Source organism: Treponema pectinovorum (genome assembly GCF_900497595.1).
GTDB classification, from domain to species: Bacteria; Spirochaetota; Spirochaetia; order Treponematales; family Treponemataceae; genus Treponema_D; species Treponema_D pectinovorum.
In genome coordinates this window covers 244,818-261,219 of record NZ_UFQO01000004.1, presented here as the reverse complement: position 1 = coordinate 261,219, position 16,402 = coordinate 244,818, and the positions used below count along the sequence as shown (strand labels likewise).

Here is a 16,402-nt window from a genome sequence, read left to right as displayed (position 1 = left end):
GTTCCCTAACGGTCATTCTGGGCAACTGCAAAATGCAGTTGCCCAGAACGGCAAGCCGCCACTCCCAGCGCTAGTGCAACTATATTATTTTAGAATATCGCTTTTCTAAATCTTTTATAAGTTTGTATTCAAAAGAGTCAACGAGCGCAAGATAACTTGCTTCAATAACATCGCTTGAAACTCCCATAGTGCTCCAAGAGTTTTCTCCATCGCTAGACTCAATCAATACTCTAACAGAACTTGCAGTTGCGTCTTTTCCGTCCAAAACTCTAACCTTGTAGTCCGTCAAATGAATTTTTGCAACTGCAGGATAAAATTCTCCCAAGGCTTTTCTAAGCGCTACATCCATAGCATTTACAGGACCGTCGCCCTCGCCTGCTGTAACTATAGAATTTCCTTCAACATCAAGTTTTACCTGAGCAAAAGCACTTCTGTCATCAGCAAAACGAGGGAACTCTCCGCTAGTCTTATAATAATGCAGATTAAAAAACGGCTCGTATTTTCCTATAGTTTTTCTAACCAAAATCTCAAAACTCGCGTCCGCACCTTCAAACTGGTAACCTTCGTGTTCCAGAATCTTAACTTTTTTTACAATTTCGGCGACGATTGGGCTATTTTTATTGAGGCCCTTATCAAATTTTTGGACTTTTTCAACAATCGTACTTTTTCCTGCAACTTCGCTCATCAAAAAGACCCTTTCATTGCCAACAATTTTTGGGTCAATATGCTCGTATGCAAGTGGATTTTTTATAACCGCATCAATGTGCATTCCTGCCTTATGAGCAAAAGCACTAGAGCCAACAAAAGGCATGCTGGGATTCAAGGCGATATTTGTAATTTCTGCAACCTTTTTGCACACAGGCGTAAGCAATGGCATGTTTTCTTCTGGAATACATTCATACCCTAACTTCAACTGCAAATCAGCAATTATCGTAGAAAGATTTGCATTTCCAGTTCTCTCGCCAAATCCAAGCAAAACCCCCTGAACATGATTTGCACCAGATTCAACTGCAATTATGGAATTCGCAATAGCAAGTCCACAATCGTTATGCGTGTGAATTCCAATATCAACTTTGCCTTTAAATTCTTTACAAACCGCTTCAACTGCAAGTCTGCATTCAGAAGGCATTGCACCACCCTTTGTTTCGCAAAGACATAAACAATCTGCTCCACCCAAAAAGGCAGAATTCAAAGCTTTTAAAGCGTATTCTGAATTCTCTTTGTATCCTGTAAAAAAATGCTCCGCATCAAAGATAACTTTTCGCCCTTTTTCTTTTAAATACGAAACAGTATCCCTTATCATCTCAAGATTTTCTTTTAAAGACGCATGAATTATATTCGTAACTTGAAAATCCCAAGTTTTGCCAAAAATGCAAACATATTCTGTTTCTGCGGATAAAAGACTTTGAAGGTTTACATCTTCCGCACAAGAAATATCTTTTCGTCTTGTCGAACCAAAAGCTACGATTTTAGAATTTTTTAAAGAAAGTTTCTTTGCTTCTACAAAAAATTCCATATCTTTGGGATTGCTTCCAGGATTTCCCGCTTCTATAAACGAAACTCCAAGTTCATCCAGAGCTTTTACAATGTTTATCTTATCTTGAACTGAATAACTTATCCCTTCGCCTTGAGAGCCATCTCTCAAGGTTGAATCAAAAACAACAATTTTATTTTTTTCTGCCATACACGGCAATTATGCAAAAAAAATCCCAGTTCTTCAAGAACTGGGAAATATGCAATTTTTATTTTACGGCTGAACCTATTCTTTCGAGAACCTTCTTGCGATCAAGAGGTTTTACGATATAGTTCTTTGCACCAAGCAAAAGCGATTTTTTTACAAGTTCCTCTTTACCAAGAGCGGAAACCATAACAACTCTTGCATTTTTATCAAAAGCCATAATTTGTTCCAAAGCGGTAAGTCCGTCCATCCTTGGCATTGTTATATCCATTGTTACCAAGTCAACATTTGGACAGAGTTCCTTGTATTTATCAACTCCATCTTTTCCATCAACAGCAGTTGCCACAACTTCGTATCCTTCGGATGTCAAAATCTGTCCCAACTGTTTCGCAACGAAAATTGAATCATCAACAATCAGCACACGAATTTTAGTTCCGTCAACTCTAACACCCTCAGGTGGACGTTCATTTATAGAAGGGAAATCCTGTTTAGTTTTCATTTAGTGCCTCCGAAATTTCTACATGCGTTCGCGAATTGCTACGTTTACTTCGATTTTACCACATTCAGTAATCAAAGGAACAATCAACGCTTCTACGCTGTCTGTTTGGTTACCAAGAGCGGCAATCTCCATTTTTTCTCCTGCAAAAAGTGCTGGAGGAGTAAGATCAAACTTAAAACCCAATTCATGCAATTTTGTAACAGCCTGTGCGGTTATCAAGTTTGCAAGTTCGCTTATAGTAGCCTTAGCCAAATCATCAAACTGAGTCAACTGCTCACCATTCATCTTTGAAGCAATGTTCAAAGCAGTTTCGTAAGACATGTCAAAAAGAACACGTCCCTCAACATCACCTGCAAGACCAACAAGAGTTGCAACTCCCATCACCGGCATAGCAGTAGATTTAAGATACAGATCCCCACGTTTTACTTCTGCACCACCGAGCACTTCTTTCAAAATCTGAAACGAAGTTTCAACGAATGGATTGATGTACTCTACTCTCATATTTTTCTCCCAATTTATTTGTTATTTTGTATAGAAGGTCAAATTACCCTCTTTATGCGCTACCCATTTTCCGATTCCATTTAAGGACTCGTTAGAACCAATAACAAGAACACCATTTCCTTTCAATTTTTCTTCAAAATCAGATACCAAAGCTGACTGCCCAGATGAAGAAAGGAAAGAAATCAAATCTCTTGCAAAAATCATATCGCAGACAGGCAAAGCATTTGTATTTGCACAGTCATGATATTCAAACATAACACTGGTTTTTACTTCTGGCGAAAAAGTAAAATCGTTATTCGCTTTATTTGTAACAAAAGGAGCATACCAACCTTCCGCAACAGATGCTGGAACAGAAATCAAAGGTGCATTTGAAACAACAAGCAAATCTATGTCATGCGCATAAATTTTTATCTTTGCATCTGGATAGCGTTTTTTTAACAAGCAAGCAAGCGAATAAGATTCCATACCTTTACCACAACCAGGATTCCAAACTGTTATCTGCTTTGCTGAATTTTCTGGAAGTATTTTATAAACAGAATCCGCGTATTCTTTTGTCCACCAATTAGAAGTACAAGGCGAATAAAAATTCTTTAAGAACGAATCCGCATCTTCAAAAGAAGAAAGCTGTGTATTATCCTTACCTCTCTCCTTTACCCAAGAAGAGAATCTCTCTTTTACCCAGGATTCATTTATAGAAGAAACACAGAATTTCCTCATCTGCATTAAAGATTCTTTTATAAAAGACAAATCCAAATTTTCTTTTGGAACTGCTTTTTGTTCAATCGTAGGTACTTTTTGCTGAACAACAGGAGATTTCTGAGCATCAGCTTTAAGTTCAACTTTTGCATTATTTGCAAGATTCTTTCTAACAGTTTCTTCTTCTACAGGTTGAATTTCTCCCTTAGAACCAAAGATTCGCTCTATGTCAAGCAAGATATAAAGTCTGTTGTTAACTTCTACAACACCTTGTATGTATTTTATATTTATGTCGCCAAACAAAGGATGAGGAGGTTGAATAGTCGCCTTTTGAATACCAACAACTTTATCTATAACATCAACTACAATCCCAAAGGTCTGATCCTCTATAGAAACGATCAGCATATTCTCTAAAGCGTTGTCTTTTCGCTGTTCAACGTCTATGTTAAAAAAAAGACGTAAATCTACAATTGGAATTATTTCACCACGAAGATTATAAACACCCAAAACAAAGGGAAGTGTATTAGGAACATAGGTAAAGCGTCCTGCTTTTGCAATTTCCTTAATCTTCATGATATTTATAGCGTAATCTTTTCCTGCAAGAGAAAATGTTACCATTTTGTAATCTATCTGAGCAATTTTTTCGTTTTTATCGCTTGCATCTTTTGTCGCGTCTGGAACAGTGTTTGCGTAAGCACCTAAATTCTGAGCAAGAGCGTCATTTATGCTTTTAGTTTCGGTCATAGTTTCGTTTGCCATACATATTCTCCGCTTTTTCAGTCTGAAATTGAATACTCAGAACGAGATTCAATTTCTTGTCTTACACCAAGTTCAAGCAACTGACTTACATCAATAATCAAAGAAACAGAACCGTCTCCCAATATTGAAGCACCTGCGATTCCTGGAGATTGAGTAAATTGGTCACGCAAAGGTTTTATTACGACATCTTCTTCTCCAATCAAAGAATCTACCATAATTCCAATCTTTTTATCTTGAGTTCCAACTATTACTATAAAGCAATACTCTCCATCTTCTGCATTATGGATATTGAAAAGTCTGCTAAGCCTTAAAACCGAGATAACTTCATTTCTAACATTTAAAACTTCATAGTTATCTATTCTGTTTATATCTTCTTTTTTTACACGATGGCTTTCGATAACAGAAGCGATAGGAATTGAATAAACTTCCCTTCCAACGCGAACCAAAAGTCCCTGTATGATTGCCAATGTAAGAGGAAGTCTTATAGAAAATTTAGAACCCTTGCCTTTTTCAGAAGTTACATTAACAGTTCCGTTAAGCTTATCAATCATCGTTTTTACGACGTCAAGACCAACTCCACGACCAGATACGTTCGTAATTTTTTCTGCAGTAGAAAAACCTGGTAAAAATATCAAATTTGCCGCTTCTTGTTCAGAAATTACTTTATTTGGATGGATAAGCCCCTTTTCTATCGCTTTGTTGCGAACTTTTTGAGTATCAACACCCTTACCGTCATCGATTATATCGATTATTATCATGTTTCCTTCGTTGGAAGCTTTTAATAAGACAGTACCGGTTTCATCTTTTCCAGATTCTTTGCGCTTTTCTGGAGATTCAATGCCGTGATCAACGGAGTTACGAACACAGTGCATTATAGGATCCATCAAATCGTCGATTACAGTTTTATCGAGTTCTGTATCTTCACCTTCGATTAACAGATTGACTTTTTTGCCCAAATCCTTTTGCAAATCGCGAACAACACGAGGAAAACGATCGAAAATTTGGCTTATAGGAACCATTCGTATTTTCATTACGCCTTCTTGCAGTTCTCCAGCGATGCGTCCCAAATTCTGTGTTGCAGAATGGAATTTCGTATTTAAATCTTTAAACCTTGCTTCAAAAGCATCAAAGTAGTTCGAAATATCACCATATTCTTGGAGAATATTGTTTCTAATATCTTTTACAGAAACACCATTTTGAATTTGCTCTAAATATTGAGGCAACTGTTCAAACATCTTTCTGATTTTTTCTTTATAAGAAGAATCTAGAGATTGAAATTGAACAAGCATATCAGACTGCTGTTGCGCACTCTGATTAAAAGAAGCCTTTGTTATTACTGTTTCTGAAACAAGGTTCAAAAGATAATCGATTCGTTTTGAATCAACTCTCAAAATAGAACTCTGCTGAGCATGTCCAGTTGCTGGTGCTTGTTTTACTGCAGGTTTCGCAGGTTCTGCCGCAGTTTGTGGTTCAACTTTCGACTGAACAGGTTCTTCCGCTTTTTCCTCTACTTTAGTTTCAACAACTTGCGCTTTTTCTGCCTCTTTCTCTTCAGCAGCAGGTGAAGTATATAAGTCAGATGAAGAAGCAACTGCATTATCAAGGCATTTGGCTTCTACACTCAAAGTTACATCGTTTAAAAATGCAGTGTCTTCAAGTTCTTCTAAAGAATTTGAAGAACCAACATAATAAATAACCTCTTTATGAAACCTATCTTCGTAAAGTTCTTCAAAATCCGGAACAGTTTTTAAAACCGTGCCGCAAGATTTTAAAGCTGCAAAAACTTGAATTCCGCCTACAGTGTTCATAGGATTATTTTCGTCAAATACGACAGTAATACCCCAAAGGCTCTGCCCTTTTCCAAGGCTCTGTTTTAACTCAAGTAATTCAAATTCCGACATATCTATTTTTAATTCATCAGAAGAAGTCTTGCCAGAATTTGTGTTAGATGAAGCTTGAGCAACTTTATTTTGAACAGGAGATTCAACTTTTTTTGCAGGCGCAGGAGATTTTCCGCCAGCTTCTGATAAAAGACTTTTTATTTTTGAAGAAATTTCTTCTACGCTTTCTCCATAGATAGAACCGTTCTGCCTTTGTTCAAGCATGGCTTTTATAACATCCAATGCAGTAAGAAGAGTATCAACAACGTCTTCTGTGACCTTTACTTTATCCGAGCGAACTTCATCCAAAAGATCTTCCATTGTATGTGCAAAGGTGGAAATCTCTGAAAATTCGACTGTTGCAGAATTTCCCTTTAAAGTATGCGCTGCTCTAAAAATCTCATCAATAGCCTCGTGATTGTTTGGATCATTTTCTATTGCAAGTATATTACTTTCGAGGTTATCAACCATAAGATTTGCTTCTGAGAAGTAATCTTTTAAAAGTTCCTCATTGTTGATATCAAGATAATCACTCATAGCCATATTTTAACAGTTCAATTTTCAAAGTCAAGCAATAAAAAGACTTTAACAATATGTTTTTAGACAAGCACAATTTTGATTTATAATTTTAGACTAAACCAAATGCAAATTTATGCCGATAATCAACGAGGAAAGTTATATTTAAATAAAAACGAAACTTTCTATAAAAATGAAGTTTACAATTATGGGAGAAATTTCAGAATGAATTATAAATCGATTATTTTTAAGTTTTTTACATTTATTTTTTTTGCAACAACTTTCTCCTATTCAGCCTCCTTTAGCGGTTATGCAGGAATAAAGGGAGATTTAGAATCAAATTCAAGTTCTTCAAATTTTTCGCCTGCGCTAAAGTTAGACGGATATTTTGCAGGGCAACTGGATTTTAACCAAAACCTTCTATTTAGAACTGCTATGAGCATTCAAACACAGGATTTAATCGAATCAAAAATGACGGAAAAAACACCCGCCGTTTTTTGTCTTGATGAACTTTCGCTAACATATATAAAACCTTTTTTGGGGATAACGCAATTTGTAAGTCTTTTTTCAGGCAATATTGAAGGAATTGGAACAGACATCTTTTTGCAGAGACAATTTGGAATAGCAGGAATAACGTCTCTTATGACAGAAAGTTGGCTCGGTTTAAAAGGGGCGACTCCTTATACATTAAATGGAATTGGGGGTTCTTATGTTGTTCACATAAATAACCAGCCGATTGCCACAGGACTTTACATCTATAAAAACAACGAAAATGAAGAAAAGCAAAAGCAGATAAATATGGATTTAAGATTTGCCTCCGTATTTAAATATATGACTTTAGATTATGCGATGGGGTTTGCCGCACCAATCAATTCAAAAAATGGAAGCGAAAACGTAATTTTGTTGATTGATGAATTATATCTGCATGCGGGAATTGATTTATTGCTCGGCAAAAAATACAGTCCAAATCTTTTTATTCAAGCAGGTTTTGAAAACACACTCATAGATTCTTCTTCAAAGCAAATAAAACTTTCTTCTGAGAAGTTGTATCTTTTGGTTGAACCTCGCCTTTACACAGGAAAATTTCAAGCACACATAACTTTATTTAGCATTCCAAAAGAAAAGATAGAAAAATTGGTCTTTGTAGAAAAGGACAACACTTTAGGCGCAAATCTTTGTATATTTACCGACAAATTATACGTAAAAAACAAAGATATAACTTTTGGATTTAACACAACTTTTTCTCTTGAAGGAAAAGATTTTTACGATTTAAAAGATATAAAAGAATTGATAAAAGAAGATTACACTGTAAAAGTTAGTCCGTTTGTAAATGTTCCTGTGATGACAGGAGAATTAAAAATGATGTTGCAAGCAAAACTTACAGGTTTTTCAAAGGATGAATGGAAAAACAATTTTAAATTGAACATTGGATATAAATCTGTTTTGTAATTTTTTTTAGGTGAAAATTATTCATCTCTAAAAATAAAAATTAAAAAATACACGGCGAACTATTAAAAAAAAACTGTCACCAGCGAAAAAATCATCTCTTAAAATAAACAATGGGGTCTTAGGGGCGAAGCCCCTAGGAGAGGGGGTAGCGTACAAGACCGCAGTAGCAAAGCGACGAGGACTTGGGAGCGAGGGGGAGACTTCCCCCTTTCGTATAAACAAAAAAAACGCACCAAAAGGTGCGCCATTTGTCTATAATCTGATAGAAATCCGCAATTTTACAACTGAAGTTCTGAAAGCCGTTTGCACGCTTCTTGAACATCACTTCTGTGCCCAAAGGAACTAAAGCGCACAAAACTCTCTCCACTAGGACCAAAACCAGAACCTGGAGTTGTAACGACATTGCATTTGTCGAGGATTAAATCGAAGATTTGCCAACTCTTTTTGCCAGGAAATTTTGCCCAAACATAAGGGCCATTTCCTGTAAAATACGAAACAACGCCTGCCTTTTTGAAATTTTCGCCTTCGAGGGTCTCTTTTATAAGCCTTCCGTTTTCCAAGTAAAAATCAACCTGAGCTTTCATATCCAAAAGCCCCTGTTCATCCAGAGCAGCAATTCCGCCTGCTTGGGCTATATTTGACGCTCCGTTAAAAAGAGTTGTCATAACTCTGTTCCAGTCGCGGTTTACGCTTGTGCCGTCCGCAAATTTTAAGTCTTTTGGAACTACAGACCACCCCAATCGAACACCTGTAAAACCCGCAGGTTTTGAAAAAGAATTTACTTCGATTGCGCATTTTTTTGCACCTTGAACTTCAAAAATCGTTTTTGGCAGACTTTCGTCACGGATGAATGCCGAATATGCTGCATCGTAGATTATTATGCAGCCGTTTGAAATTGCAAAATCGACGAGAGTTTGTAATTGATTTTTTGTGGCTGTTGCTCCCGTTGGATTATTTGGAGAGCAAAAATATATTAAAGAATTCTTTTTTACCTTTGAAAGTTCTGGGAAAAAGTCATTTTCTGGAGTGCAAGGAAGATAGGTAATTCCTTTGTAACCATTGCCTGTATTTTTGCCAGCAGCACCTATTACAACAGAACCGTCAACATAAACCGGATAAGCGGGATCTTGGAGTGCAACATTTACTTTTGAACCAAATAAAGTTTGGATGCGAGCGATGTCGCATTTTGCTCCGTCGGAAATAAATATTTCGTCTTCTTCTGCAAGCCCAGGATAAAAAACAGAAGCGATTTTTGCACGCAAAACAGGATTTCCCTGTTCATCTCCATAGCCAGAATATCCCTCTGATGTTGAAAGTCCTAAAGCATAGTTTGACATTGCTGCTGCAATGTGTTTTGAAAGAGGCTCTGTCGTGTTTCCTATTCCAAGGCTTATTATCTTTGCATTTGGATGAAGAGCAACATATTCACGGCGACGACGAGCAACCTCTGGAAAAAGGTAGCCTGCTGTAAGGTTTGAAAAACCAATATTTCTTTTAATCATAATAGGCAAAGTTTATCGAAGCTTTATCGTAAATTCAACCCAAGTTTTTCCGTCAGAGTCCACAGTAAGAACTCCCCCAGCTTCCCTTATAATGTTATGTGCAATAGCAAGTCCAAGTCCATATCCACCTTTTGTACGAGCAGAATCTTCTCTAAAAAATCGATCAAAAACCTTTGTCAAATTTTCTAACTGAATTCCCATTCCAGTATTGTAGATTTTTATAAAATAAAATTGATTTTCGCTGTACGCTAGAACTCTAATTATTCCGCCTGTTAAAGAATACTTTATTGCATTATCCATTAAGATTGTTATCACTTGTTTTATAGCGTTTTCATCACCTATAAGTTTCATGTTACGATTTATTTGAATATTAAGATTTTTTTTCTGTTCGTATAAGATGCTTTCAAATGGAAGAACTGCATTATTAATAGCTGATGTCAAATCAAATTGTTTAAATGTAACTTTTTTCCAGTATTTATCGTTTCTGCTCAAAAACAAAAGATTGTTTACAAGTTTTCCCATACTTTTATTTTCTTCGTTTATGTATTGCAACCATTTGTTATTTGGATACTCGCTCATAACAACAGCAAGATTTGCCTCTATTGTAGCAATAGGCGTTCTTAATTCATGTCCTGAATCCGATATAAACTGTCTTTGAGATTCAAAACATTCTTCTACTGGAAGTAATAACAGCCTTGAAGAAATAAAACTTATGATAAAAGATATAAAAACCGAAATACAAAAGATGATTGTTGAAGATATATATAGATTTTTTAAGTATTGAAGTTCTGATACACGATTCATCAAGCATATTAAAGAAGTATTATCTTCATAATTACGAACAATGTAAAAATACCCCTTATATATTCCTCGATGTTTTTTTTTCTCTATAATATTGAGACAAAGTTTTTCAATATCGCCATCATAAAAATTTTGGTTTTTACCGTAGACATACTCATATTTATTATTAATTAGGTCAATTTTTAATGAAAAAGAAAAATGAAAATCTAAATTTTTTGCAATTGGTAGATGATAGTAGTGTCTTCCTATATAGTGCTCTATAGGATTATTAAAAACACCAAAAGGATAGTTATCTTCTACATTTGTTAGGGCACCGAATTCTTTATCGTGTTTTTCCAATGAATTTTCGTTATGTTCTTTTGTATTTAAAATAAAATCGTAATTTATTACCGGCAAAGTTTTGTCAATTCCATCATTTTTTGCCATTTTTTCAAGATATTGCCAGGCTTCATTATACACCACACTCGAAAGTATTATGTTTAAAGTAAACATTACGAAAGCAACTGTAACTGTTATCGTAGACATTACGAGAATAATTATTTTTAAACGAGTTATCTTTAATAATTTCAATTATCTACTTTCATCCTCTAGGAAGTAGCCTATTCCGCGTGCGGTTCTTATTTTTATTCCTACATTTAAATTTTCTATCTTTTTGCGGATAAAACTGATATAGACTTCGACGTTGTTGTATTCAATATTGCTGTCGCCACCCCAAATTTTGTCGATTAAATATTCCTTTGTTATTATCTGATGCGGATGATCAAAAAGTCTTTCCAAGATTTGATATTCTTTTAATGAGAGTTTTATCGCTTTTCCGTCGGCAGATTGAAGTTCGCAGTTTCTGGAACTCAAAATTAAATCTCCAAACTGCCTTATATCTTCTCGAATTTCTCCTTTGCGTCTTGTAAGAGCACGAAGTCTGGCTAAAAGTTCATTCACATCAAACGGTTTTGTAACATAATCGTCTGCACCCCAGTCTAATCCGGAAACTTTATCGGAAATTTCATCTTTTGCCGTTAAAACCATTATTGGAACATTATTTTTTTGTGCACGCAACGCTTTTAGAACCTTAAATCCGTCAATTCCAGGAAGCATTATATCTAAAATGATTGCATCATAATTTCCTACCAATGCATATTCTAAACCATCATTACCGTTATAGACAGCATCCACACCAATTTGATTATTTTTAAAAATTTGCACCAGAGCAGCAGAAAGTCTCTCTTCATCTTCTACAAGTAATATTCGCATTTTTCTATTATATACTTTAGCATTGTAAACTTAAATAAAAATAAAATAAAGCAGTTTTGTACAAAAAAAAAAACGGTTTTCTTCAAAAAAAGTTGAAAAACGAAGGCACAAAACAAGCAAACTAAAGCAAACCTGCGATAATCTAATTACATTAAGATTGCATCGCAAGTTTTGAAGTTTAATTTTTTCCGCTTTTTTTGGATCGTAAATCGTACAAAAATCTCTTTATTTTTTGAGTTGCAGTTTTTTGAAATTCTGAAACTGTTTGAATTTTACTTATTTTTGAATTTTTATTTACACGGCAGTTTATGTAAAACTGAATTTCATTTATGAGGCGAGCTTTTTCGTAGGCGACTGCATTTTTAAATTCCTCTGCACGCTTATCAAAATTTTCCTGAACCTCTTTTACAAGGTCTTTTAAATTTTCGTTCCGCTTTACGTTTTGTTCAGCTTTTTCATTGAGTTTTTCTTCGTCCATTTGCACAAGAGCAACAAGACCTGAATCGTCTTCTACAACCAACGATTCTGTTACAAGCGGATGCTGATTTAAAACAAACTCAATGTCTTCTGGATATATATTTTCGCCGGAAGGTCCTAAAATCATATTTTTGTTGCGCCCTTTTAAAATCAAATACTGCTTTCCACGATATTTTTTAAAAATTCCAAGGTCGCCAGTCTTAAAAAATCCTTTTCCTACAGAATCTTCGTCTGTCGTAAAAGCCTGCTTTGTAAGCATTTCATCTTTATAGTAGCCTTTCATCACATTAGGACCTTTTGCAACAACTTCTCCAACATGAGTTTTTGGATCTGGATTGTTGATTTTTAACTGAACTTCTGGAACAGCAACGCCAATTTTTCCTGGGGAAGTAAAACGAACTCCACTGCCTGCAAGCAATGGCGAAGTTTCTGTAAGCCCATATCCTATTGCATAAGGAAATTTTGCATCTTTCATAAAGCGTTCAACGGCAGGGTCTACTTTTGCACCTCCAATTCCAAAAAACTCAAGGCGGCCACCAAATTTCTTTTTGAGCGATTTGCCTGCAATTTTATGAAGTTGCTTTTGAAAGATTCTGATTCCGTATAAGAACTTTAAAAATTTTGTTTTTGTAAGTTCTGGAACGACTTTTGCTTTGTAGATTTTTTCCATTACAAGTGGAACCGAAAGGACAATAGTCGGCTGTACACTTTTAAAAGCGCTGAGGAGTGCGTTTACAACTGGAGGTTTTCCAAGATAGTAGACGCAAGAACCGTTTAAAATTTGCATTAAGAATCCTATCGTAAACTCGTAAACATGCGAAAGCGGCAAAAAAGAAAGACACTTGTCAAATTTATTTACACGATGAAAAAACTGACCGTAAACTGCACACCAGACCAGATTTTTGTGCGAAAGTTCAACGCCTTTGGAGCGTCCTGTTGTGCCAGAAGTGTAGATGATAGAAGCAGTATCATCTTCGCTTATGAAAACGCTCAAAAGTTTTTCATCTTTGAAAAAATCAAGCGTTTTTCCCAAAAAAGAATTTTCATTTTGAGTTTTTGAAAGATGAGTGTTCACTTTTAAAACAGAAAAATCTTCTATGCTTATAACATACTTCGGAAGCGCAGTAGAGATTTTTTCGATTTTTGAAAGGAGTTTTTGCTCAATAAAAATTGCATCAACTTCGCAATGTGCAAAAATAGTCTGGAGTTCAACTTCCGAAAAATCTGGCAGGAGAGGAACACAAATCATGCCATAATTTACGATTGAAAAATAAGTGATGCCCCATTCTGGTCTTCCTGTGGAAAGGATTGCAACCTTGCTGCCTTTGCAAAGTCCAAGACCTTTGAGCATTTGTGCAATTTGAACTGTTTTTTGTGCAACTTGAGAATAAGAAAAAGGTTCACCTTCTACAAAACAAAGGGCTGGTCGTTCTGCAAATTTTTTTACGCTGTTTTTTAAAAGTGCGGGAAATGTATAAGTACCCAAATCCTGCAAAGTTTCCATAAATGCTCCAAAATTACGCTAAAATTTTAAAAACTGCAAAAAAGCATTCTCCCCTCAAAAAAATATAAAGCATTAACAAGGCTTTGTCTAATTTATGAACAAAAAAATGAATTTCGCACAAAACAATTTGAATCGGCTTAAGGATGGGAGCCCCGGAAGTTATGGCGAGCGTTAAAGCGAGCCATAATGGAGCGAAAGCGCAAGGGCGGACAGCCTGCCCCACAAAACTTTAGTTTTGTGGGAAGCCCCATAAGATATTTTTTATTTATCTTTTTTTTTATATAATTGCTCATCATATTTTTGGAGACTTTTAAATGGCTAAAATAATTATGAAAAATGCGATTGCCGAACTTGACGGTGATGAGATGACTAGAGTTTTGTGGAAAGTGATTAAAGAAAAACTTCTTGAACCTTTTGTTGAATTAAAAACCGAATATTTTGATTTGGGACTTAAAAACCGCGATGACACAGACGACAAAGTTACCTACGACAGCGCTGCAAGCATTAAGCGTTTAAAAGTTGGAGTAAAATGCGCAACCATAACTTCCAATGCAGAACGAGTTAAAGAATACAACTTAAAACAGCTCACCCGCTCGCCTAACGGAATTATTCGCGAAGAACTCGACGGAACCGTTTTTAGAACGCCTATCTTTGTAAAAAATATTCACTGCTCGGTAAGCACCTGGGAAAAACCGATTGTTTTGGGAAGGCACGCATACGGCGATGTTTACAAAAACTGCGAGCTAAAAATTGACCAGCCTGGAAAAGCGGAATTGGTTTTTACTGGTGAAGATGGAAAAGAAATAAGAAAGACGATTCAAGTAATGAAAGGACCTGGTATTTTACAGGGAATTCACAATATGGACTGTTCAATAGAAAGTTTTGCACGCTGCTGTTTTTCGTTTGCGCTTGATAAAAAAATTGACTGCTGGCTTGGAACTAAAGATACAATCTCTAAAATTTACGATGGAAATTTTAAAAACATTTTCCAGAAGATTTTTGATGAAGAATTCAAGGAAAAATTTGAAAAAGCGAGAATCGAATATTTTTACACTTTGATTGACGATGCGGTTGCAAGAATTATGAAGAGCAAAGGCGGAATGCTTTGGGCTTGTAAAAACTATGACGGCGATGTTATGAGTGATATGATTGCTTCTGCCTGCGGCTCGCTTGCGATGATGACGAGCATACTTGTTTCCCCTAACGGCGAATTTGAATACGAAGCAAGCCATGGAACTGTGCAAAAACACTACTACCGCTATTTAAAAGGCGAAAAGACTTCCACAAATCCTGTTGCACTGATTTTTGCGTGGACTGGCGCGCTTGCAAAAAGGGCGGAACTCGACAACACTCCTGAATTAAAAGAATTTGCAAAAAAACTGGAAAAAGCAACAATCGATGTTATTGAAAGCGGTGTTATGACAGGCGATCTTGCACTCCTTGCAGAACCTAAGGCAAAACGCATAGTAAATTCGTGGGAATTTATAGACGAAATTGCTGCAAAGTTAAAATGATAATCTAAAATCAAAATTGCTAAAAAACTGTGCTGGGGAGAAAAGGCAATCGCCGTTTTGAATACAACCACTTTTTTGAATGCAGACGTTGCGACAAACGAAAGATTTTGTCATAAACAATAAACTCTTTCGGACTGCTATATAAAACAAAAACGATTTATGGTTTTGCGATTCCGCCCCAGGTGATATTCAATTTTTGGCAGAGACTCTTGTATTCGAGAGTCTCTTTTTTTTCTGCCTTTGTTACATAAAAGGATAAATCTTTAAAAGGCTCTATGGCATTTTGATTGTGGCATGTTGTCGCCTGCGATTTACAAAAATCGGTTTCGATGTTTTTTTTGAGAATTGAATTTTCAAGCCTTATCGCTTGGTTGGAAACACCTTCCCTGCTGTCTATTACCTTTATGTTGTTTCCTGCCAATTTTTGTATTACATCTGCAATGTGCGTAAAATGAGTACAACCTAAGATTATCGTATCGCAGCCGTTTTTCTTAAAAAAATCCACGGCTGGTTTTACTGCTTGTATCTTTTGATTTTCATCTGCAGTAAAAAATTCCCTTTCAATAAAAGATATGAGTTTTGGGTCTCCCCTCTTTAAAACCTCGCAATCCCAAGCAAAATCATCTATTAACTTCTGGCTATACGGCGAATTTACCGAAGCATTGGTTGCCAAAAAACCTATTTTTTTGTTCTTTGTAATTTGCGCTGCAAGTTTTATTGCAGGCACCGTTCCCACGATTGGAAGCAAGGGAAACTCTCCTCTTAAAAAATCCAGAGCGGTAACCGAAATAGTATTGCAAGCGACAATCAAAGTTTTTGGCGCCCATTTTTTGATGATTAAATTTACCGCAAGTTTTGCACAGTTTTTTATTTCGTCTTCTGATTTTTCTCCATAGGGAAAATGCTCTGTGTCGCCAAGATAAACGCATTTTTTTTGCGGCTGTTTTTCTTTTAAGGCAAGCATGTAAGGAATTCCGCCTGTGCCAGAATCCAAAAAAGCAAAATCGGCAGGAAGAGTTAAATCCATCGTTTAATTTCCAAACAGAGCGTTAAAAGAAGCCCTCGCTTCGTCCGCTTTTTTTGAATTGAGAGAAATGTTTGTACCCGATAGAGAATCTTTGTTAAAAGAAAAAAAATCGCAAAAATTTGCTCTTTCTTTGTCTGCAATATTTTCTTCGACGGTTTCTTTACAGTCGTAGTGGCTTCCTTTTGAATAAAAATTGCAGTTTATGCAGGAATGTAAATCCGCACTGCAACTTGGGCAGGTTGTAGTTCTATAAACTTGAGAGATTTCGATTGATTTTCCGCATTTTCTGCAAGTCAATTTCATCGTTCCGATTTTACCCATTTGATTAAAATCATTCAATTCCATACA

The 16,402-nt window shown here is 35.9% G+C and carries 13 protein-coding genes; 2 read left to right on the top strand and 11 right to left on the bottom strand.

All coding sequences use genetic code 11. The features are described 5' to 3' along the window. Positions 1–79: 79 nt before the first annotated feature. The 5 genes from cimA to FXX65_RS07885 are packed head-to-tail and all read right to left on the bottom strand — an operon-like array spanning position 80 to position 6,550. Entirely contained in the window at positions 80–1,684 is a 1,605-nt protein-coding gene (gene cimA / locus FXX65_RS07905; RefSeq protein ID WP_147615815.1) for a citramalate synthase, read from the bottom strand. 58 nt (positions 1,685–1,742) lie between these two features. Beyond that, a complete protein-coding gene (locus tag FXX65_RS07900) occupies positions 1,743–2,177 on the bottom strand; it encodes a response regulator (RefSeq protein ID WP_147614010.1) in 435 nt (144 codons plus the stop codon). 18 nt (positions 2,178–2,195) lie between these two features. Beyond that, a complete protein-coding gene (locus tag FXX65_RS07895; protein WP_147615814.1) occupies positions 2,196–2,678 on the bottom strand; it encodes a chemotaxis protein CheX in 483 nt (160 codons plus the stop codon). Between the two features lie 21 nt (positions 2,679–2,699). Continuing rightward, positions 2,700–4,133, bottom strand: coding sequence for a CheR family methyltransferase (locus tag FXX65_RS07890; RefSeq protein ID WP_246104361.1), 1,434 nt, complete (start codon positions 4,131–4,133; stop codon positions 2,700–2,702). Positions 4,134–4,150: 17 nt separating this feature from the next. Next, positions 4,151–6,550, bottom strand: coding sequence for a chemotaxis protein CheA (locus FXX65_RS07885; protein ID WP_147615813.1), 2,400 nt, complete (start codon positions 6,548–6,550; stop codon positions 4,151–4,153). Between the two features lie 204 nt (positions 6,551–6,754). Here FXX65_RS07885 and FXX65_RS07880 point away from each other — a divergent pair, with 204 nt between their 5' ends. Beyond that, complete coding sequence (locus FXX65_RS07880; protein ID WP_147615812.1) at positions 6,755–7,978, top strand: hypothetical protein; 1,224 nt, start codon at positions 6,755–6,757, stop codon at positions 7,976–7,978. 278 nt (positions 7,979–8,256) lie between these two features. Here the strand turns inward: FXX65_RS07880 and FXX65_RS07875 are convergent, their stop codons facing one another. From FXX65_RS07875 to FXX65_RS07860, 4 genes are all read right to left on the bottom strand, one after another. Beyond that, positions 8,257–9,480, bottom strand: a complete 1,224-nt coding sequence (locus FXX65_RS07875) for an LL-diaminopimelate aminotransferase (RefSeq protein WP_147615811.1) — start codon at positions 9,478–9,480, stop codon at positions 8,257–8,259. Positions 9,481–9,492: 12 nt separating this feature from the next. Beyond that, complete coding sequence (locus FXX65_RS07870; protein ID WP_147615810.1) at positions 9,493–10,851, bottom strand: sensor histidine kinase; 1,359 nt, start codon at positions 10,849–10,851, stop codon at positions 9,493–9,495. Next, complete coding sequence (locus tag FXX65_RS07865) at positions 10,852–11,532, bottom strand: response regulator transcription factor (RefSeq protein ID WP_147615809.1); 681 nt, start codon at positions 11,530–11,532, stop codon at positions 10,852–10,854. It lies immediately after the preceding gene. Positions 11,533–11,710: 178 nt separating this feature from the next. Next, positions 11,711–13,513: an AMP-binding protein gene (locus FXX65_RS07860; RefSeq protein ID WP_147615808.1), complete on the bottom strand. Its 1,803-nt coding sequence runs from the start codon at positions 13,511–13,513 to the stop codon at positions 11,711–11,713. A 314-nt stretch (positions 13,514–13,827) separates the two neighbouring features. Between FXX65_RS07860 and FXX65_RS07855 the strand changes: the two genes are divergently transcribed. Beyond that, the gene (locus FXX65_RS07855) at positions 13,828–15,027 is read left to right on the top strand and encodes an NADP-dependent isocitrate dehydrogenase (protein ID WP_147615807.1); all 1,200 of its coding nucleotides are present in this window, start codon (positions 13,828–13,830) and stop codon (positions 15,025–15,027) included. 157 nt (positions 15,028–15,184) lie between these two features. Here FXX65_RS07855 and murI read toward each other — a convergent pair whose 3' ends face one another. Further along, a complete protein-coding gene (murI, locus tag FXX65_RS07850) occupies positions 15,185–16,054 on the bottom strand; it encodes a glutamate racemase (RefSeq protein ID WP_147615806.1) in 870 nt (289 codons plus the stop codon). 3 nt (positions 16,055–16,057) lie between these two features. Beyond that, entirely contained in the window at positions 16,058–16,399 is a 342-nt protein-coding gene (locus FXX65_RS07845; RefSeq protein ID WP_246104360.1) for a hypothetical protein, read from the bottom strand. Between the last annotated feature and the right edge of the window lie 3 nt (positions 16,400–16,402).